The organism is Anaerostipes sp. 494a (genome assembly GCF_001940315.1).
Lineage (GTDB): Bacteria > Bacillota > Clostridia > Lachnospirales > Lachnospiraceae > Anaerostipes > Anaerostipes faecalis.
This window is the reverse complement of record NZ_MJIF01000001.1, coordinates 949,140-969,811: the sequence shown is the minus strand read 5'-3', so window position 1 is coordinate 969,811 and position 20,672 is coordinate 949,140. Positions and strand designations below refer to the sequence as shown.

General features: G+C 36.5%; 16 protein-coding genes. 15 read left to right on the top strand and 1 reads right to left on the bottom strand.

Annotation, left to right across the window (positions count from 1 at the left end; genetic code table 11):
* Positions 1 to 39: 39 nt before the first annotated feature.
* The 13 genes from BHF70_RS04905 to BHF70_RS12505 all read left to right on the top strand — a co-directional run bounded on the left by BHF70_RS04905 (position 40) and on the right by BHF70_RS12505 (position 19,061).
* Positions 40 to 930 carry a Fic family protein gene (locus tag BHF70_RS04905; protein WP_075759217.1) on the top strand — a complete coding sequence of 297 codons (891 nt, stop codon included), beginning with the start codon at positions 40 to 42 and terminating at the stop codon, positions 928 to 930.
* A 344-nt stretch (positions 931 to 1,274) separates the two neighbouring features.
* A complete protein-coding gene (locus BHF70_RS04900) occupies positions 1,275 to 2,330 on the top strand; it encodes a Fic family protein (protein ID WP_075759216.1) in 1,056 nt (351 codons plus the stop codon).
* A gap of 1 nt (position 2,331) precedes the next feature.
* Complete coding sequence (locus BHF70_RS04895; protein WP_075759215.1) at positions 2,332 to 3,834, top strand: class I SAM-dependent DNA methyltransferase; 1,503 nt, start codon at positions 2,332 to 2,334, stop codon at positions 3,832 to 3,834.
* A 24-nt stretch (positions 3,835 to 3,858) separates the two neighbouring features.
* Positions 3,859 to 4,956, top strand: a complete 1,098-nt coding sequence (locus BHF70_RS04890; RefSeq protein WP_075759214.1) for a restriction endonuclease subunit S — start codon at positions 3,859 to 3,861, stop codon at positions 4,954 to 4,956.
* 328 nt (positions 4,957 to 5,284) lie between these two features.
* Positions 5,285 to 6,253, top strand: a complete 969-nt coding sequence (gene xerA / locus BHF70_RS04880; protein ID WP_075759213.1) for a site-specific tyrosine recombinase/integron integrase — start codon at positions 5,285 to 5,287, stop codon at positions 6,251 to 6,253.
* Between the two features lie 29 nt (positions 6,254 to 6,282).
* Positions 6,283 to 7,314 carry a restriction endonuclease subunit S gene (locus BHF70_RS04875; RefSeq protein ID WP_075759212.1) on the top strand — a complete coding sequence of 344 codons (1,032 nt, stop codon included), beginning with the start codon at positions 6,283 to 6,285 and terminating at the stop codon, positions 7,312 to 7,314.
* A 36-nt stretch (positions 7,315 to 7,350) separates the two neighbouring features.
* Positions 7,351 to 10,701 (top strand): DEAD/DEAH box helicase family protein, encoded by a 3,351-nt coding sequence (locus BHF70_RS04870; protein WP_075759211.1) that lies wholly within the window; start codon positions 7,351 to 7,353, stop codon positions 10,699 to 10,701.
* Positions 10,702 to 10,795: 94 nt separating this feature from the next.
* On the top strand, positions 10,796 to 16,705 hold the full coding sequence (locus BHF70_RS04865) for a DUF4011 domain-containing protein (RefSeq protein WP_075759210.1): 5,910 nt from the start codon (positions 10,796 to 10,798) through the stop codon (positions 16,703 to 16,705).
* Between the two features lie 167 nt (positions 16,706 to 16,872).
* Positions 16,873 to 17,211, top strand: a complete 339-nt coding sequence (locus BHF70_RS04860) for an MmcQ/YjbR family DNA-binding protein (protein ID WP_075759209.1) — start codon at positions 16,873 to 16,875, stop codon at positions 17,209 to 17,211.
* Positions 17,208 to 17,660, top strand: a complete 453-nt coding sequence (locus BHF70_RS04855; protein WP_075759208.1) for a YaiI/YqxD family protein — start codon at positions 17,208 to 17,210, stop codon at positions 17,658 to 17,660. The genes BHF70_RS04860 and BHF70_RS04855 overlap by 4 nt, the downstream gene beginning before the upstream one ends.
* 132 nt (positions 17,661 to 17,792) lie before the next feature.
* The gene (locus tag BHF70_RS04850; protein ID WP_075759207.1) at positions 17,793 to 18,629 is read left to right on the top strand and encodes an AIM24 family protein; all 837 of its coding nucleotides are present in this window, start codon (positions 17,793 to 17,795) and stop codon (positions 18,627 to 18,629) included.
* Between the two features lie 26 nt (positions 18,630 to 18,655).
* Positions 18,656 to 18,841, top strand: coding sequence for a DUF6440 family protein (locus BHF70_RS04845; RefSeq protein WP_075759206.1), 186 nt, complete (start codon positions 18,656 to 18,658; stop codon positions 18,839 to 18,841).
* A 55-nt stretch (positions 18,842 to 18,896) separates the two neighbouring features.
* A complete protein-coding gene (locus tag BHF70_RS12505) occupies positions 18,897 to 19,061 on the top strand; it encodes a hypothetical protein (RefSeq protein ID WP_242946310.1) in 165 nt (54 codons plus the stop codon).
* Positions 19,062 to 19,138: 77 nt separating this feature from the next.
* On the opposite strand, the gene BHF70_RS04840 is transcribed toward BHF70_RS12505, so the two are convergent.
* Positions 19,139 to 19,654, bottom strand: coding sequence for a helix-turn-helix domain-containing protein (locus tag BHF70_RS04840; RefSeq protein ID WP_075759205.1), 516 nt, complete (start codon positions 19,652 to 19,654; stop codon positions 19,139 to 19,141).
* 143 nt (positions 19,655 to 19,797) lie between these two features.
* Here BHF70_RS04840 and BHF70_RS12755 point away from each other — a divergent pair, with 143 nt between their 5' ends.
* Both BHF70_RS12755 and BHF70_RS04835 read left to right on the top strand, forming a co-directional pair.
* On the top strand, positions 19,798 to 19,923 hold the full coding sequence (locus tag BHF70_RS12755; RefSeq protein ID WP_278277196.1) for a hypothetical protein: 126 nt from the start codon (positions 19,798 to 19,800) through the stop codon (positions 19,921 to 19,923).
* A gap of 14 nt (positions 19,924 to 19,937) precedes the next feature.
* Positions 19,938 to 20,606: a 3'-5' exonuclease gene (locus tag BHF70_RS04835; protein WP_075759204.1), complete on the top strand. Its 669-nt coding sequence runs from the start codon at positions 19,938 to 19,940 to the stop codon at positions 20,604 to 20,606.
* Positions 20,607 to 20,672: the final 66 nt, after the last annotated feature.

Sequence of the window (20,672 nt, the reverse complement as noted above, 5' to 3'; positions counted from 1 at the left end):
AGTTATTAAATTGAAATATGGAGCAACGGAGGAGAGCAAATGCGATACCTTTCAGTTACTGAAATAGCAAAAAAGTGGAATGTTTCAGAGCGCAGCGTCAGAAACTACTGTGCTCAGAGACGAGTGCCGGGGGCATTTCTTACTGGTAAAACTTGGAATATTCCCCAAAATGCAGAAAAACCGGAACGTTTAAATAAGAAGAAAGAACAGCCGATTACATTGTTAGATATTCTGCAGGAGCAGAAAGCAAGTAAATATTCCGGTGGTATTTACCACAAGACACAGATTGATTTGACGTACAATTCTAATCATATTGAAGGTAGTCGTCTGACGCATGATCAAACAAGATATATTTTTGAAACAAATACAATCAGTGTAGAAAATGAAGTCTTAAATGTAGATGATGTTATCGAAACAGCAAATCATTTCCGTTGTATAGATATGATTATTGATAATGCAAAAGCTGCTTTATCGGAAAAATTCATCAAGGAATTACACTTGATTTTAAAATCTGGAACAAGTGATTCGAGAAAAGATTGGTTTGCAGTGGGTGATTATAAAAAAATGCCCAATGAAGTTGGAGGTATGACAACTGTATTGCCGGAAGATGTTGCAGATAAGATGAAAGTATTGCTTACAGAATACAATTCAATAGAGAATAAATCATTTGAAGATATTCTGGAGTTCCATGTTAAGTTTGAAAAAATACATCCGTTTCAAGACGGAAACGGATGTGTTGGCAGATTGATTATGTTTAAAGAATGTCTGAAATATAATATTGTTCCGTTCATCATTGAGGATAATCTGAAAATGTTCTATTATCGTGGATTGAAAGAGTGGAACAACGAAAAAGGCTATTTGACCGAGACATGTCTGTCCGCACAGGATAAGTATAAAGCATATTTGGATTATTTTAGAATTACTTATTAAATGTTTAAGGAGAAATATTATTTGATATATGTCAAAGAATAAGAAAAATAAAAAGAATACAACAGAAAAGTGGGAACTAAAATGTGGAAAACGAGAACCAGATTGAAGAAAACGGGAACTATTTATTGAAAAGAAGGAACTATATCGGAAATAGGACGTGTTCCAATGTGCAAAAATTACACTTTGAATTATGGGAGAGCAGTGTTAGAGAAGATTTTATAATACTCAAAACCGATTTTAATTTAGTCAAAATAAAAAGAAATGACTAAATTAAATTGATTAAAGTGCAATTGAATGGTAGAATACTAGATAGGAAAGTGTTGAAATCAGAATGAGGTATGTTAATGAGATATTTTGATTTTGAAAAAGAATACAGTAAATTACTTACACCGGAAATAGTTGCTTTTTTGACTCAGATTCACGAGTTTAAAGGTTTTCATTCCGATGTTGAATCGCAAAAAGAGATTTTGGCAGAATTAGTTGAGATAGCCAAAATACAAAGTACAGAGGCTTCTAACAGGATAGAAGGAATTATTACTACAGATGATCGTTTAAAAATGATCGTCAAAGAGAAAACAATACCGAAGACCAGAGGTGAAAAAGAAATTGCTGGTTATAGAGATGTTCTAGCGACAATCCACGAGAGTTATGAATACATTCCAATCAGATCAAATATGATTCTTCAATTGCATAGAGATTTATATAAGTTCAGTGGAAGCAGTGCCGGTGGCAATTTTAAAGCAGCTGATAATGTAATTGCAGAGGAATTACCAGATGGAACAAGAAGAGTACGATTTAAACCAGTTCCTTCCTGGGAAACTCCGGAATCAGTAAATAACTTATGTAATGCCTTTAATGAAGCATTGAATAAGCAGACGATGGATCCGTTGATATTAATCCCTATGTTCATATTGAATTTCTTATGCATCCATCCATTTTCTGATGGAAATGGGCGTATGAGCAGATTACTTACTTTATTAGCCCTTTATCGATGTGGATACAACGTTGGACAATATATTAGTATCGAAAAACTGATATCAGATACAAAAGAAAGTTATTACGAAGCTCTGCAGGAAAGTTCTTACAATTGGCATGAAGAAGAAAATAATTACGAACCATTTGTGAAGTATATGTTGGGAATCATTGTTGCTGCATATAGAGACTTTACAGAAAGAGCTTCTCTTTTGACTAATAAAGCAATGTCTAAACCAGATCGTATCAGAGAAATTATTAGAGGTACATTAGGTAAGATTACAAAAGCAGAAATCATGGAACAGTGTCCAGGAATCAGTCAAACGACTGTACAGCGAGCACTGAATGAATTGCTTAAGAATAAAGAGATAATCAAAATTGGCGGTGGAAGATACACTTCGTACGTATGGAATAGGGAGAATGATTAATATGGTTACAGGTGAATTGAAAAGTAAAATTGATGGATTGTGGGAAATCTTTTGGACAGGTGGATTGACCAACCCATTAGACGTAATTGAGCAAATGACATATCTGATGTTTATTCGAGATTTGGATGATGCAGATAATCTTCACGCAAAGGAAGCTGCAATGTTAGGACTTCCACATAAAAGTATCTTTGCTGATGAGGTACAGGTAGGAGAACGCACAATTGCCGGAAATCAACTGAAATGGAGTGTATTTCATGATTTTACTGCAGCTAAAATGTACAGCACAATGCAGGAGTGGGTATTTCCTTTTATTAAGAATCTTCACGGAGATAAGGACAGTGCATACTCAAAATACATGGGAGATGCAATTTTCAAGGTTCCGACACCTCTGATGCTTGATAAGATTGTTACCGCTATGGATTCTATTTATGAACAGATGGCACAGTTGAAATCCGCTGATACAAGAGGGGATGTGTACGAGTATCTTCTTTCAAAGCTGGCAACAGCAGGAGTGAATGGTCAGTTCCGTACACCTAGACATATTATCCGCATGATGGTGGAAATGATGGATCCGAAAGCTGACGAGGTTATTTGTGATCCAGCCTGTGGTACTTCTGGATTCCTTGTATCTGCCAGCGAGTATTTAAAAGAGACAAAGAAAGAAGAAGTATTCTTCAATAAACAAAATAAAAACCATTATATGAACCATATGTTCCATGGATTTGATATGGACAGAACGATGCTCCGAATTGGTGCTATGAACATGATGACCCATGGAGTAGATAATCCATATATCGAGTATAGAGATAGTTTGTCCGATCAGAATCCAGACAAGGAAAAATATAGTCTGATTCTTGCGAATCCACCTTTTAAAGGAAGCTTAGATTACGACACAGTGAGTGCGGATCTGCTAAAGGTGTGTAAGACAAAAAAGACAGAGTTATTGTTTTTGGCATTATTTGTTCGCATGCTTAAAGTGGGTGGACGTTGTGCTTGTATTGTTCCAGATGGAGTATTGTTTGGATCTTCTAAAGCTCATAAAGATATTCGTAAGGAGATTGTGGAAGAAAATAGATTGGAAGCTGTTATCTCCATGCCTTCTGGAGTGTTTAAACCATATGCTGGAGTTTCAACAGCGATTCTGATTTTTACCAAAACAGGGCATGGTGGAACAGATAATGTATGGTTCTATGATATGAAAGCTGATGGCTTCAGCTTAGATGACAAGCGTAGCGAAACAAAGGAAAATGATATTCCGGATATTATTGAACGATTTAGAAATCTAGACAAAGAAGCTGATAGAAAACGAACAGAACAGAGCTTCTTTGTAACAAAGCAGGAAATTGCAGACAATGGCTATGATCTTAGTATCAATAAATATAAGGAAGTAGAATATGTACCGATTGAGTATCCATCAAGCCAGGAAATCATGACAGATCTTCGTGAATTAGAAATGAAAATTGGCGAGGAAATGGATGTTTTGGAACAATTATTAGGATTATAAATTCGGATTTGTAGGGATGAATAGATGAGAGTAAAGCTTGAAGATGTTTGCGAAAGAGGTTCATCAAACCTCAAGCAATCAGATGTTATAGATAAAACCGGCGAGTATCCAATTTTTGGAGCTTCAGGGTATATAGGCAATGTTGATTTTTACCACCAAGAAAAATCATATGTTGCTGTAGTAAAAGATGGTGCAGGAATTGGAAGAACAACTTTGCATTCTGCCAAGTCATCAGTTATTGGTACAATGCAATATTTATTGCCAAAGGATAATGTTCTTCCTGAATATCTTTATTATGTGGTTAATTATATGCATTTAGAAAAATATTTCACTGGTGCGACAATCCCACATATATATTTTAAGGATTATAAGAATGAGGAATTTAACCTTGATTCATTAGAAAAGCAGAAGGAAATCGTGGACACTCTTGGTAAATGTGAGTCTGTAATTGAATCAAGAAAGAGAGAATTACAGTTATTAGATGACCTCATTAAAGCCCGATTTGTCGAGCTGTTTGGAACGCTCCATGATAATGAAAATGGATTTGATGTAGTTACTATGGAAGAAGTATGTTCTTTGATAAAGGATGGCACACATCAAACGCCTCAATATACTGAGGATAAAGAAAAAGGATATAAGTTTTTATCTTCAAAAGATGTTATGTCACAGAAGATAGATTGGACAGACATAAAGTATATTCCAGCAGAACTACATGAGAAACTCTACGCAACAACTAAGCCGCAGAGAAATGATATTTTGATGTCAAAAAATGGTGTTAATTATGGTGTTGCTGCGGTAAATGATACAGATGAAATATTTGATATTTATGTAAGTCTTGCTCTATTAAGACCAAAGGAAATTATTGATCCAGTTTTCTTTAGGTGTGTAATAAATAATCCCGAAACAAAGAGACAGTTTGATTCTAGTACAAAAGGGATTGGAGTTCCCAATTTACATCTAGGTGAGATTAAGAAAACTAAGATATTTCTTCCACCAATGGAACTTCAAAAAGAGTTTGTAGCATTTGTGGAACAAGTCGACAAATCAAAAGTTGCGGTACAAGCAGCGTTGAAAAAAGCACAGCTGTTGTTTGATAGCTTGATGCAGGAGTATTTCGGATAAGGAGAAGACTCATTGATACAAAATGATAATATTTAATTATATGAGAATCAGCCAATTCGTACAGCGTGGGATGAAGAAACGGAAGAATGGTATTTTTCAATAATAGATGTTGTTTTTGTATTAACAGAAAGTAAGGACGCAAGTGCCTATTGGAGAAAACTGAAACAACGATTAAAAGAAGAAGGAAATGAAACCGTGACAAATTGTCACAGTTTGAATATGGCTGTAACAGTTATGATTGAAAGTGTTATTAATCAGGAAGATGATAAAGCGTAATTATTGTTATTAATTGGCGAAGGATGTTGGTATTTTGAAAGGAGATATCAACATGGAAGAAAAATTAGTAAATATTCTAAACGAGATGGCAGAAGTGCTATCAATAGCTCAGATGAAAAAGTTACAGGAGGTCTTGTTGAGAAACTTGGGTGAATCACATTCTGACAATAAACCAGCAAGTAACCAAAAGTATTTACAACTATTTCTGGATGCTAAAAAGATTGAAGGCTGTTCTGATCGGACACTTCAGTATTACAGGACAACGATTGAAAAGCTTCTTGACAACATTGAGGAGCCAATCCGGAAAATTACTACAGAGCAAATTCGAGCGTATCTTTCTGAATATCAGCAGATTAATAACTGTAGTAAGGTTACAGTGGATAATATTCGAAGAAATATTTCCAGTTTTTTCTCATGGCTAGAAGAAGAGGATTATATTCTGAAAAGTCCTATGAGACGGATACATAAAATAAAAACCAAGCAAAAGGTTAAGGAAATTATTTCAGACGAAGAAATTGAAAAATTGCGGGATATCTGTTCTTGTCCACGTGATCTTGCAATGATTGATTTACTCTATTCTACGGGAATCCGAGTTGGAGAATTGGTAAATTTGAATATCAGTGATATCAACTTTGAAGATAGAGAGTGTGTCGTGTTTGGTAAAGGCGACAAAGAACGACGTGTATACTTTGATGCAAAGGCAAAGTTACACCTTCAGAATTACCTGGGTACACGAAATGATAATAATCCAGCATTGTTTGTTACACTTGATTCACCGCATAGCAGACTAAAAATCAGCGGAGTAGAGATTCGAATCCGTAAACTTGGTAGGAAATTGAATCTAAATAAAATACATCCACACAAATTTCGTAGGACCATGGCTACAAGAGCTATAGATAAGGGAATGCCAATTGAACAGGTTCAGAAGATACTTGGGCATTCACAGATTGATACAACCATGCAATATGCTATTGTAAATCAGAATAACGTCAAATCATCTCATCAACGATTTATTGCATAATACAACTTCGGATTTGTAGGGATGAATATATGATATTTAGTGATGTACTTGAAATAAGAAATGGGCGTAATCAAAAAAATGTTGAGAACCCGGATGGAAAATATCCTATCTATGGAAGTGGCGGAATAATGGGATATGCTGATGATTATATTTGCGAAGCAGATACAGTGATTATTGGCAGAAAAGGAAATATAAACAATCCAATTTTTGTCGAAGAACCATTTTGGAATGTCGATACTGCCTTTGGACTATCGGCCAAAAGAAAAGTATTACTGCCAAGATACCTTTATTATTTTTGCCGGAATTTTGATTTTGAAAGATTAAATAAGGCTGTTACAATACCGAGTCTTACTAAATCTGATCTATTAAAGATAGAAATAGAATTACCATCAATGGAAAGTCAGCAAAAAGTTGTAGATAAGCTTTCGAAAATCGAACAGATTATTCAGATGAGAAAACAGGAGCTTCAGAGGTTAGACAAACTTATTAAAGCCCGATTTGTCGAGATGTTTGGAGATATAAATATTAATGATAAGAATTGGGAGTGTGAACCTCTAGGAGATCTTTGTACCATCGTTCGAGGTGGATCACCAAGACCAATAGAACAATTCTTAGGTGGTGATGTTCCTTGGATAAAAATTGGAGATGCAACCGATGGCGATAATATATATTTAAGTTCGACAAAGGAGTACATCATTAAAGAAGGGGTAAAGAAGAGTAGGCTTGTAAAAGCAGGAAGTTTGATATTTGCAAACTGTGGAGTTTCATTAGGATTTGCGAGAATTATTACCTTTGATGGATGCATTCACGATGGTTGGCTTGCAATGGAAGATATAGACGAAAGACTTGATAAAGTGTTTCTGTTGCAAGCACTAAATCAGATGACAGAGCATTTTAGAGCAATTGCTCCAGCTGGAACACAGCCTAATTTAAATACTGCAATTATGAAAGCGTATAAGCAGGTAATACCGCCGATTGAATTACAAAGAGAATTTATTAGGTTTGCGGAACAAATCGACAAATCAAAATTTAGAAAACAAAGAGAAGACTTTGTCTCATAATTATAGAAATGTATTCGATACAAGAAGGAGGTTCTTATGATAACCAACTTTGATTATTTGAAAAATGAAGAGAAATTTTCAGCATTTGCAGATGTCGCAATTTCTGCAGAAAAGATTGTTTTGATAGACCCTGAGGCTTGTGTCATTAACTGCCGCAGGGCGATGGAGTTTGCTGTGAAATGGATGTATTCTGTTGAAAAACAGTTGGATATGCCATACCAGGACAATCTTCAGAGTCTGATGAATGCTGAAGATTTCAGAGATATTGTCGGATACGATATTTGGAAACGAATGGATTACATTCGAAGATGTGGAAATAATGTTGCACACAATAATAGAAAGTTAGGTAGAGCGGAAGCAATGCTCTGTCTGGAGAATTTATCTATTTTCATTGATTTTATTGCATGCTGTTATTCGTTGAGTTATGTAGAGCATATTTTTGATAAGCAATTAATCGAAGATAGGATTAGCAAAGCGAAACAATTGAAAAAAGAGGCTGCTGATACGAAGGAAAGCTTATTGAAAAAGATCAGTGAGCTTGAGAAAAAAGATCTGGATTTACAATCTTTAATAAAAGAAAATGCAGTGCTAAAAGAGGAACTTTCAGCTAGAAGAGAGGAACAGCAGGAGTCATATGTTCCAAAGCCTCTTGATTTATCGGAGTATAAAACAAGAAAATTATATATTGATTCCATGCTTCAGGATACAGGGTGGACAGAAGGTAAAGACTGGATAAATGAATATGAGATTCCGGAAATGCCAAACAAGTCAGAAGTTGGTTTTGCAGACTATGTTTTACTGGGAGATGATGGACGAATATTGGCTGTCATTGAAGCGAAGCGTACCTGTGTAGATGTCTCTAAAGGTCGTCAGCAAGCAAAACTTTATGCGGATCTTATTGAAGAAAAACAGAAAAGAAGACCGGTAGTATTCTTGACGAATGGCTTTGAGACCAGAATTATCGACAATCAATATCCAGAACGAAAAGTATCGGTCGTATATTCTAAGCGAGATCTTGAAAAACTGTTTAATCTTCAAACAATGAAATCGAGTTTAAAATACATTACAGTAGATAAGAATATTGCGGGTAGATATTATCAGGAAGGCGCGATTAAGGCTGTATGTGATAGTTTCGGCACAAAAAATCGTCGAAAAGCACTTCTGGTTATGGCTACAGGATCTGGAAAAACAAGAACGGTCATTGCACTGTGCAAGGTATTGCTAGAACAGGGATGGATTAAAAATATCCTCTTCCTGGCTGACCGTAATTCTCTTGTGACACAGGCAAAACGAAACTTTGTAAATCTTTTGCCTGATTTATCTGTAACCAATCTCTGCGAAGAGAAAGATAACTATACAGCGCATGGAGTATTTTCCACATATCAGACCATGATGAATTGTATAGATTCTGTTCATGATGAAAATGGAAAGTTGTTTACATGTGGACATTTTGATCTGGTAATTTGTGATGAAGCACATAGATCCATTTACAACAAGTATAAGGATATCTTCAGCTATTTTGATGCACCATTAGTTGGTTTGACAGCAACACCAAAGGATGAGATTGATAAAAACACATACGAGATTTTTGAACTGGAAAATGGTGTTCCAACATACGGATACGAACTTGCACAGGCTGTAAAGGATGGATATCTTGTTGATTTTATGTCTGTGGAAACCACTCTGAAATTTATTGATCAGGGTATTGTTTATGATGAATTATCTGAGGAAGAAAAAAAAGAATACGAAAATAAATTTATAGATGAAAATGGTGAGTTACCAGAAAGTATCAAGTCTTCTGCATTAAACGATTGGGTGTTTAATGAGGATACCATCAAAGAAGTACTGCATATCTTCATGACAAATGGAATTAAAGTTGATTATGGCAATAAGATCGGAAAGAGTATTATATTTGCGAAAAACCATGATCATGCTGAAAAGATATATGAAGTGTTTGGTAAAGAGTATCCACATCTGGTTGGTTATGCAAAGGTTATTGATAACTATTTGAATTATGCTCAGAGTGCTATTGATGAATTTTCTGATCCAAAGAAGATGCCGCAGATTGCTATTTCTGTTGATATGCTTGATACTGGTGTCGATGTTCCGGAAGTAGTGAATCTTGTGTTTTTCAAAAAAGTAATGAGTAAAGCCAAGTTCTGGCAGATGATCGGAAGAGGAACACGTTTGTGTCCGGGATTACTGGATGGTGAAGACAAGGAGAAGTTCTACATTTTCGATTTCTGTGGAAACTTTGAATTCTTCCGCATGAATAAAGGACGTCCAACAGCAAATATGATTGCGTTACAGGGAGCAATTTTCCAGCTTGAATTTGAAATTGCTTATAAATTGCAGGATATCGCGTATCAGACGGAGCGACTGATAGCTTATCGTAATGCTTTGGTTGAGCATATGGCGTCAAAAGTGAAAGAACTGAATCGAGAAAATTTTGCCGTTCGTCAGCATTTAAAATATGTTGATACCTACGCGAACGAAAAGAATTATACTGCCTTGACCTATGAGGATACATTGGTTGTAAGAGAAGAACTTTCACCACTCATTGAACCTGAGAATGATGAAGCAACAGCATTGCGTTTTGATGCGCTGATGTATGGTATCGAATTGGCGTATTTGATTGGGAAGAAGTATTCTCGTGGTATGCATGACCTGATTTCAAAGGTATCTGCACTTTCCAGTGTTGCTAATATTCCGGAAATCATGGTTCAGGCAGATCTGATTAATCAGATTCTTCATACGGATTACCTTGACAATGCTGGAATCAACGAATTTGAGCATATTAGGGAGAATCTTCGAGATTTGATGAAGTATATTCCTAAGGGTCCGAAGATTATCTATGATACAAACTTTGATGATGAGATCTTATCGATGGACTGGAACGAATCAGAGTTGGAAAATGATGATCTGAAGAATTATAAGGCAAAAGCAGAATATTATGTACGTCAGCATCAGGACAATGAAGCAATTGCAAAGCTTAAGAGTAACAAGCCACTAACATCTGCGGACATTAAGATTCTGGAAAAAATTCTGTGGAGCGAAATTGGAACAAAGCAGGATTATGAAGCAGAGTATGGCGAGAAACCTCTAGGAGAATTTGTTCGAGAAATCGTGGGCCTGGATATGACTGCCGCGAAGGAGGCTTTTGCAGAATTTCTGGACGAGACGAATCTGGACAGCAGACAGATATATTTTGTGAACCAGATTGTGGAATTCATTGTACATAATGGCATGATGAAAGACCTATCTGTTTTGCAGGAAACTCCATTTACAGATCAGGGAAGTATTGTTGAAGTATTTACGGATCTATCTGTGTGGATGGGAATCAGAAGAGTAATAGAGCAGGTTAATGCGAATGCACTGGCGGTGTAGGATAAATGGATAATATTACAAATGAACTTATGATATTAATTGCAACAAAGACAATATAAATGATTAGGTACTGTCAAATGTGGAGGGACTCAGCATGCCTTTAGAATTGGACCAAAAAGTTGAAATATGGAAGAATAAGCTGTTGGATTTGGGGAAACGCAACAGACTTATAAATTACAGAGAAACAAAAAGATCTACTCTTACAATCAAAAATCCGGGGATCTTTGACCTTTGGGATAGTATTGTAGAGAAAAATGACTCTCTGATATTTCCTATGTACTTTGAAAATCAAGAAGACGAAATAGAAAGTGAAACAGATGAAGAAGATATAATTGATGAAGAAGAAATGGTACTCACATCTGGAGTGCAGACCAATCAGACTGTAAAAGAACTTCAGAAAACTCTTAGAAATCTACGAAACAAAGCCAAAATGGCAATCGAAGAACAAGGTATCAATATTTTATATCTAGGTTTTGGTTTTTTGAAATGGACAGAGGCTGATTATAGTAGGAATCAGATTGTTTCACCTCTTATTCTTGTTCCAGTTAGTCTTACAGTGGAATCAATTGCAGATCCATTTGTATTACAGATGACAGATGATGAAATTGTTGTGAACCCAGCATTGAAATATAAGTTGGAAAGCGATTTTGGTATTTCTCTTCCAGAATACGATGATGAATCAGGTTTACAAAGCTTTTTAGATGCTTCAAATAAAGCTATTAAAAACAATAATTGGACAATATCAGAAGATGTAGGCCTTAGTCTGTTTTCTTTCTTGAAGATTAATATGTATAGTGATCTTAATAGAAATAAAGATGATATTGTTTCAAACGAAATTGTACGTGCGATTGCAGGGGATCATACAGCGGTTCAGCATATACCGGAAGATCTTAACGATTTTGATTTTGATAAAATGCAGAGGCCTATTGATGTATTTCAGGTAGTCGATGCTGATTCGAGTCAGCAGGAAGCCATTCTGTGTGCAAAAAAGGGTATAAGCTTCGTGCTTCAGGGGCCACCTGGAACAGGAAAGAGTCAAACCATTACTAATATTATTGCCGAGTGTTTAGCCGATGGAAAGAAAATCCTTTTTGTATCAGAGAAGATGGCTGCACTTGATGTTGTACACAAAAGATTAACAGCTGCTGGTCTGGATGATTTTTGTCTTGTTTTGCACAGCCATAAGGCAAATAAAAAAGCTGTCTTGGAACAGTTGCGTGCGTCTTTAAATCTTGCAAAAAACAAGGCTCAGTTAAGCGATGATGCCATTATGAAACTGGAGGCTTTATATCAAGATAAAGAAAAATTGAATGATTATGCGGAGCAGATTTTTGCGAATGTGGCGCCGTTAAATATGACTATTTATCAGGTTAATGGTATCCTTGCCAGCATTGACGATTATCCAGAAGTTATTTTCAGTATTTCTGATGTCAGGAATACCTCGTTTGAAAAGTATAATAGATATCTTTATGTGCTGACTGATTTTAAGAATACTATTGGAAAAATGTCGGAGGATTTTGATAGCAATCCTTGGCGTGGATCTGTGGTTCAATTTGTTTCAAATGAGTTAAGACATGATGTAAATGCACGGTTCCCTAAGTTGGAAGGCAAATTAAGACAAGTTGCTTCAACAACTGATGAAATGTTTGTGGACGTTTCGTTAAACTATGATTGTACATATGCACGTTTACAGGATGCAAAGAAGTTGTTTGCGGTGGCAAAGAATTCTCCATTAATTCCATATAGTTGGATAACCGAAGATGATATTCAGCCATTCATGGAAGAAGTTGAGTTATTTGAAGCTGAATCAAGAGTATATGAGGATAAAGTTAAAGACCTTCAAAATATGTATTTCCAGGTAAATAATCAAGGCATTTGTTCTCTGAAAAAACGTTGCATGTGCGATCTTAATAGTGTGGATAGTATTGAAGGTGAACAGAAAATTCTTGAAAAATGTATTAAGAGTGTAGAAATTCTTTCTAGAATAGCACATGAGGAACAATTTGTTTTATTACAAAGAGAGCGAAGTGTTGCAGAGGATCAAGCAAAACAGATACGTTCGATAAAAGCAAGACTTGAAAATTTGTTTACTGCTGATATTTTCACTTTTGATTATAAGCAGGTACTTTCAGGTTATTTGGAGTCGTATTTTGAATTATTGCATGATGTTCAAAGAAATAACCGAATAAGTTTTAGTGCTTCTTCGCAACCTTTTGTAATTCTGCCGAAAAACTGGTTATTGGAAGATCTTGACACTCTGTATGATTGTGCACAAGAATGCTACGGAAAGCAAACAGCCTTTAATAAGGCAAAAGATACGTTAAAGAAGATAGCAGAAATCCTTTTAACTAATGGAGAGTATACAATTTCGGATGTTGATCAATTAGTTTCATATAAAGCCATAATCTCTGAACTTGAATGTTTACAGCGTCATATATCTGAGCATTCGGAAATGTCTAGGATTGATACTGGAAATCTAATTGATTCGTGCAAAAGGGAAATCGCTATTGCGGCAAAAAAAGCGGAAGAAATACAAGCATTAAAAACTAATGTGCTTAAAAATTATGATAGAAGCGTGTTTGACATTGATTTTGAGGGCATGTTGGCAAGATTTAAGACAGAATACACATCTTTCTTTAAAATCTTTAAAGGTAGTTATCGTGCGGATCAGAAACAGATGAAACTACTGTACAAAAGCACATCATCTAAGCTGGAAGATGATGAAATTGTTGCAGTGCTTTCAACGATAAAAGAAATAGCTCAGATTCGTACGGATATTGACAATGAATGTAAGAATATTGTTTCCGTATTTGGCGAAAAATTCAGATATGAAGACACAGATTTTTCGGCAATGCAACATGTACTGAATATGTACGTGGAAATGAAAAATGCTGTTGCTGCTGTAAGTGAAATGCATACTATTATTGAGCAGCTTCTTCCAGATGATGAAAACATGATTGGTAAATATGGCCTTTTATATAGGGGGCTTGATACTTCATGGGGAGATGTCATTAAGGTTATTGAATGGTCTGCAAAGAGCAGAGAAAAGTTACTAAAGGACGGTGTACTCCTTCGCAAATATTATAAGAATGTAGCGGTTGATATAACTGCAGAAAATGTATTTTTAGCGCTTCAAACATTGGAGGAAGTAGATCATGAGAAAGGAAAATGCAATAGCCTGCTTTCGAGATTTATGGCTGTGATGGACGGTGTATTTGCTTATGAGGATACAGATTTTAAGCAAGTCGATGCTTACTTAACTACTTATAGTGCCATCATTAAGAGTAAAGATATTCTGAATGTCCTGGAAAGTATGATACGCATTTTGGTTTCTAAAGAAACAGTATTAAAATCACATTATGACTTCCTTTATGACGGAATGGCTACATCCTGGAATGAGGTTCGTAGTGCCCTTACATGGGCCGTACATTTTAAAGAAGTAATAGCACTGTATTCACCAAATGGAAAATTTATTGAAAGAATATGCTCTGATAAAAATGTGATAGAAAACTGCGGAAAATACGAAACACAAATTGATCAGATGCTTCAAGATATAAGCTATGAGTTCAAGTGGTTTATAAGTCTTTTTGATGAATCAGAGACATATGAGACGGTGAATCTTCATACGCTTTCGGAAAGAATCAAGCGTTGTTGTAATGGATTATTTTTGCTTGAAGAATGGATAGATTTTGTCAACGCACGAAAGAATTGTACAGAAGAGGGCTTAGGAGAATATATTCAAAAATTTGAGGAGCAGAAGTTTAAACCATACCAGATTCTTCCGATTTTCCAGAAGCGATTCTTCAGGCTATGGCTTGATGCAGTACTTCCGGAATACCCTGCAATCTTGAACTTTAGACGATTAAACCAGGAAAACACGATTCGTGAATTTTCAGAATTGGATAAGCTACAGTTTGAAATTGCAAAGGCACGTGTTAAGAGTAAACTGATAAATAATCTTCCGTTACTTGATAAGTTCACAAGTGGAATGGACGAAATGGGTATTCTTAAGCGAGAACTCAGCAAACAAAGAAAAATTATGCCTATTCGTAAGCTGTTCCGTCAGATTCCTAATCTGCTGATGGTTTTGAAACCATGTTTGATGATGTCACCGTTGTCTGTTAGTCTTTTCCTTGAAGCCGATACTTATCAGTTTGACATAGTAATTTTTGACGAAGCATCTCAGGTGTGTACAGAGAATGCAATTGGTGCTATTGCTCGAGGCAAACAAGTTATTATTGCCGGTGATAGTAAACAGCTTCCTCCGACAAGTTTTTTCACAACATCGACATCAGATACAGATGATTTTGATACAGATGATGAAGATGATGATACGACAGCATACGAATCAATTTTGGACGAAGCAAATCTCCTTCCGGAAAGAACGCTTTTGTGGCATTATCGTAGTCGTCATGAGCACCTGATTGCTTTTTCAAATGCAAAAATATATCATCACAACCTAATTACATTCCCTTCGAATGTTGATAAGGTTCCTGATAATGGTGTTGAATATGTGTATGTTAGAGAAGGATTCTATGATCGCGGTGGTAAGAAAGGAAATGTTCCTGAGGCAAAGCGAGTTGCTGCAATGGTATTTGAACATTTTAATAAATTTCCAAATCGCTCGTTAGGAGTAATTGCATTTGGCGAGGTTCAGCAGCAAGCAATTGAGTTGGCGATTCGAGATCTGCGTATGAAGAACCAACAATATGAGACCTTCTTTAACGAAGAGAAGGAAGAAGCGTTTTTTGTAAAGAACCTCGAAAATGTTCAGGGTGATGAGAGAGATACTATTATTTTTAGTGTTGGATATGCAAAGGATAACCAGGGCATTTTACGCATGAATTTTGGACCTCTGAGTAAGTCTGGTGGTGAAAGAAGACTAAATGTAGCTATTACAAGAGCAAAATACAATATTAAATTAGTGGGGTCTATTTTGCCTACAGATATTGATATAGATCGTATCTCTGCGGAAGGACCGAAACTCTTAAGGGCGTATATTGATTTTGCGATTAACGGAATCAGTTCATTGGAACGAGAAATTACTGAAAGCGATATTACACAGCATGACTCGCCGTTTGAAAAAGCTGTATACGATTTTCTTGATCGTAGGGGATATAAATTGGCAACGCAGGTGGGATGTTCAGGTTACCGTATTGATATGGCAGTCAAGCATCCAACGATCAGTGGTCAATATGTTCTTGGAATTGAATGTGATGGTGCAACTTATCATTCGGCAAAAACGGCTCGAGAGCGTGATCGTCTAAGACAGGACGTTCTGGAGAATATGGGATGGAAAATTTATCGTATTTGGTCTACCGATTGGATTAAAGATTCAATTACAGAAGGCGAGCGTTTGATAGAAGTGATAGAACAAGCTATTGCGGATTATGGTGTTGAGGAGCCAAGTATTATCCAACAGGAATCCACAGCCGAAGAATTTGTTTCATTCGAAGAAAAGGTAATAAGTATTGAAGACATGGAAAATCCATATGGATTAGCTGAGGAGAAAGAAGTATCCTTCAATCAACTATCTCAAAGAAACGGATACCTATCCGGTACGGATTGTGTAATGGAGATCGTGAATACATTATATCCTGTTCACTATGATTTGATTTGTCAGCAAATGGCACCGCTATACGGTAATGTGAAAGCAACCGTAAAAGTTAAAAGAGAAGTGGATTACTGTTTGAGACAGCTTGGAAGAAAGGTTATCAATAAAGGCGATTTCTATTATCCTGAAGGCTATACCAAAATAGTGCCAAGAAAGAATACTAGGAAGATTAACCACGTTTCAATTGATGAATTAGCCGAGGCTATGTATATTGTTTTGACCAAGAGTGTTGGTCTGACAAAGGAGCAATTATGTGTGGAATGCGCTCGTGCATACAATTACCAGAGAATGACTCCAAATATTACAGCGGCTGTTAATAGTGCATTTGACATGCTGTTAGTCCAAAATAGAGTGGAGATTATTGAAGGTAAGGTGAACGTACCCAAATAATAATGTTTTACTTGGAAGGTGCAAAAGAAATGCTTCTGGTAGATGATGTGGATAATAGAGACTTCTTAGAAAGTTTGTTAACCAAGATGTATGCAATTTATAGTACCAGGTACTATAAACTCGATGCTCCGATCCGGGGAGAGGAAGGTTAAAGAAAAGAGGAAACTATGCAGACAAGGCAGGAGATCATACAATTTTGCCATTCATTTCAAGATGTATATGAAGATTATCCTTTTCATGATGAGAATTGGTGTGTTATGCGTCATAAGGAAAATAAGAAGACATTTGCGCTTATCTATGATAAAGATGGACATATTTGGATCAATGTGAAATGTGATCCGGAATGGAGAGAATTCTGGAGAAATGCTTTTGAATCTGTTGTTCCGGCTTATCACATGAACAAAACACACTGGAATTCTATTATCCTAGATGGCTGTGTTCCGGATAAAGATATCCAGCGTATGATTGGGGAAAGTTATGATCTGACGAAAGGAAAGAAAAGATGAGGATATTAGTAGATGCGGATGCCTGCCCGGTGGTGTTCATCGTAGAAAAAACAGCAAAGAAATATGAGATTCCAGTTATTCTCTTATGTGATACAAACCATGTTTTATATTCGGATTACAGTGAAGTGATCACAGTGGGAGACGGTGCAGATGCAGTAGATTTTAAACTGGTCAGTTTATGCCAGAAAGGTGATATTGTTGTAACACAGGATTATGGTGTGGCTGCAATGATTCTGGGAAAAGGTGCTTATGGCATTCATCAGAGCGGTAAATGGTATACAAATGAGAATATCGATCAGATACTGATGGAACGTCATCTAGCAAAGAAAGTCAGAAATGCAAAGAAAAAGCATCATTTGAAAGGTCCGGCAAAACGGACGGAGGAAGATGATAAAAGGTTTGAGGTATCGTTGGAGAAATTAATAGAAAAGAGGATTTCTCAAAAATAGTGGAATACAGGATTCTATTTCCACATATGAATTGTGTATTTTTTTGGATATAGAAGATATAATTTCCCTATAGAACAGATGGGTTTCTATTTGAATTTTTAGATGGAAGGTAAAAGAGAGGAGAAAACGATTATGCGAATTGTAAATCTTGAAAATGAAAACAGAAAATTTATTAAGACAGTGGACAATTTCCATGTATTGGAATATGTACAGGATGCCAGTGTATCTCCCATGAATGCAATCGATGAGTATTATATGAGTAAGATGAATGTCAGAAGAAGACAGGTTGTCATTGATATTAGCAAAGATTATTCGGCAGTTATTCAGGCAGGTTCTATGCAATGGATGGGAGGAAGTGTTCAGGCAACATCTGGTGTAAAAGGAATCGGAGATCTTTTTGGAAAAGCATTAAAAGGTGCTGTTACCAAAGAATCTGCTGTGAAACCGGAATATGTTGGAGAAGGATGCCTGGTACTGGAGCCTACATACAAATATATTATCCTTCAGGATGTATCGAAATGGGGAGCAGTTGGTATGACCATTGAAGATGGAATGTTCCTTGCCTGTGATGCCCGCGTGAAAAGAAATGTCATTGCCAGGAAAAATGTTTCTTCCGCTGTATTAGGTGGAGAAGGGCTGTTCAATATGAGTCTTCAGGGAACCGGTGTGGTTGCGCTGGAATGTAATGTTCCGGAGAATGAACTGATTGAGGTCGAACTGGAAAATGATGAGCTTAAAATTGATGGAAATCTGGCAGTATGCTGGTCATCCAACCTTGATTTTACTGTTGAAAGGACGACAAAGACACTGGTAGGATCCGCAGTCAGTGGAGAAGGCCTTGTAAATGTATATCGTGGAACAGGAAGAGTTCTGATGAGTCCGGTTGCACCGACTTCTTCTCTGTTTGAATCGACAAATACGATAAGTGCAAAAGCCGCAGCGAAAAACAGCAACACATTAGGAAAGTAAATCAAGATTTATAGGAGAATTGAAATATGGCAAAAAAAGAAGAACGATTTGAGGTTGTCTTTGTTGACGGTTCTCAGTTAAAAGATGCGGGTGTTCGTCAGATTTTAGTAGATCATGAGACTGGTGTGAACTATTTGATTTGGAAATCGGGATATGCAGGTGGGATTACTCCATTACTTGACTCTGAGGGAAAAGTTGTAATTACCAAATAATTTCTGGATTAAAGAACTCATAAACTCAGAATCCAAGAATCGTAGAGGTGGTATTATGGCCTGTCATCTGGATATTGAGACAGGTGATTTCCTTTCTTTTGCTAACTGGTTTTTTGATGGATTTGTTGTAGACTGGATGGTGCAGGATCGAATCAATCAGGCTTCCCGGCAGGTTGCAGAAGCAATCCGTAGAGTTGAGGGAATCCTCAGACAACTATAAAATGATTCATACTCTTTTACAGGGTATTAGAATGGGCAGTGTTTTACGGGATTTCCGTAAACTACTGCCCTCTTCTGTTATTTCAGTTTTTCTTTTTCAGCATTTAATAGTTCAATATTAATATTATTTTCACTGGCGGTTTTATCCACCCACAAATTTAGTGAATCAATGGCTAGAGATACTTCATCCAGTTTTTTGCTGATAAACGCAAAGTCTTTGATTTCATCATCTGAAATTTTTCCATCCCGTGCAATCTGAATCAGGCGGCTGGTCAATGGATTGATTTCATTTAGGCTGGCGATCGTTTCCAGAATAATATTGGATAATTCGGATATCTCAACTTCTGGAACGTAACGGTCACCGATGGTACATTTGTGGGAACAGTAGTAATTGCAAAGATCCGGTCTTTTATAACAGTCGGCCATCTGGATGATGTCGTAAGGTGTCGGCTCCTGCAACTCATATTCGATTTTTTCAATTCTTGAGGCAGATACACCTACCATATTTTCACTCGCCCTTTCACGGGTGAGCCCCTGGGCTTCCCGGCACAGCTGATATATATTTTTGTTCTCTCTCGTTGATTGTTTACCCATTAATAATTCTCCCTCATTTCTCAAAACTGGAGAAATACACGTGTCTAAGTCTTCTCCTCCAACGTGTATTTCTGAATACAAAATTATTATACTGAAAACATAGAAAAACAGCAAGGATAAGGAAGAGCAAATGAGGTGTGGGGATGGATGTAGTAAAAAGAATGCAGTTGATCAGTATCATTGAAAAAATGGAAAAGAACCCGGAATTCAGTGAAAAGCTGGGAATTCGGAATAAGTCAGCATTGAAACCAGTGAAGGAACGAAAGTAGAAGGAGAAATGGTTATGAAGCACATTGTAATTGATTTGGAAATGAATGCACTGGACAAGAAGTTTAAAGATGAAAAGATAATCTGCGGAAGAGAGATTATCCAAATAGGTGCTGTTTTGTTAGATGACCAATATCAGGAAATCGGATATTTTAATACGCTGGTGAAACCTCAATATAATGAGCGGATTGAAAGAAAGTTTGAGAAATTAACCGGTATTTCGACAAAGATGGTGCAGAACGCTCCTGTTTTTGCAGAAGCAATGGAACAGTTCTTTTCCTGGTGCCACAGCATTAAAGATGAGATTCATATTTACCAGTGGAGCGAATCTGACTATGAACAGATTACAAAGGAAATAGAATTAAAAAGAATCTGTCTGAATGAAGAAGATACAAAATTACTACAGGATTTTCAGGACTTTCAGAAAGAATATGGAGAAACACTTGGTCTATCTAAAGCAGTATCCTTGAAAGATGCAGTAATGTATGCAGGAGTAGATTTTTCAGGGAAAGAGCATGATGCTTTAGATGATGCGAAAAATACAGCTGCTTTATTGAGAATTGTTAGAATTCCGGAGCTCTGCAAAATGGCACTGGAAAATGTAATCGATGCATTTAATACAAAGCCAATAGGAACATCACTTGGCGTTTTATTTCATTTTGATGAGCTGAGTATACCAGTATAAGGGAGGAAGAACGTCCTATCGGAAAGTATGTACTGCATGAAATAGTGGGAGCTTGTATTCTTTTTT

Bases quoted from the DNA above. Each gene is read 5' to 3' on its own strand.
- BHF70_RS04905 (WP_075759217.1), top strand. From the start codon at position 40: ATGCGATACCTTTCAGTTACTGAAATAGCAAAAAAGTGGAATGTTTCA.
- BHF70_RS04900 (WP_075759216.1), top strand. From the start codon at position 1,275: ATGAGATATTTTGATTTTGAAAAAGAATACAGTAAATTACTTACACCG.
- BHF70_RS04895 (WP_075759215.1), top strand. From the start codon at position 2,332: ATGGTTACAGGTGAATTGAAAAGTAAAATTGATGGATTGTGGGAAATC.
- BHF70_RS04890 (WP_075759214.1), top strand. From the start codon at position 3,859: ATGAGAGTAAAGCTTGAAGATGTTTGCGAAAGAGGTTCATCAAACCTC.
- xerA (WP_075759213.1), top strand. From the start codon at position 5,285: ATGGAAGAAAAATTAGTAAATATTCTAAACGAGATGGCAGAAGTGCTA.
- BHF70_RS04875 (WP_075759212.1), top strand. From the start codon at position 6,283: ATGATATTTAGTGATGTACTTGAAATAAGAAATGGGCGTAATCAAAAA.
- BHF70_RS04870 (WP_075759211.1), top strand. From the start codon at position 7,351: ATGATAACCAACTTTGATTATTTGAAAAATGAAGAGAAATTTTCAGCA.
- BHF70_RS04865 (WP_075759210.1), top strand. From the start codon at position 10,796: ATGCCTTTAGAATTGGACCAAAAAGTTGAAATATGGAAGAATAAGCTG.
- BHF70_RS04860 (WP_075759209.1), top strand. From the start codon at position 16,873: ATGCAGACAAGGCAGGAGATCATACAATTTTGCCATTCATTTCAAGAT.
- BHF70_RS04855 (WP_075759208.1), top strand. From the start codon at position 17,208: ATGAGGATATTAGTAGATGCGGATGCCTGCCCGGTGGTGTTCATCGTA.
- BHF70_RS04850 (WP_075759207.1), top strand. From the start codon at position 17,793: ATGCGAATTGTAAATCTTGAAAATGAAAACAGAAAATTTATTAAGACA.
- BHF70_RS04845 (WP_075759206.1), top strand. From the start codon at position 18,656: ATGGCAAAAAAAGAAGAACGATTTGAGGTTGTCTTTGTTGACGGTTCT.
- BHF70_RS12505 (WP_242946310.1), top strand. From the start codon at position 18,897: ATGGCCTGTCATCTGGATATTGAGACAGGTGATTTCCTTTCTTTTGCT.
- BHF70_RS04840 (WP_075759205.1), bottom strand. From the start codon at position 19,654: ATGGGTAAACAATCAACGAGAGAGAACAAAAATATATATCAGCTGTGC.
- BHF70_RS12755 (WP_278277196.1), top strand. From the start codon at position 19,798: ATGGATGTAGTAAAAAGAATGCAGTTGATCAGTATCATTGAAAAAATG.
- BHF70_RS04835 (WP_075759204.1), top strand. From the start codon at position 19,938: ATGAAGCACATTGTAATTGATTTGGAAATGAATGCACTGGACAAGAAG.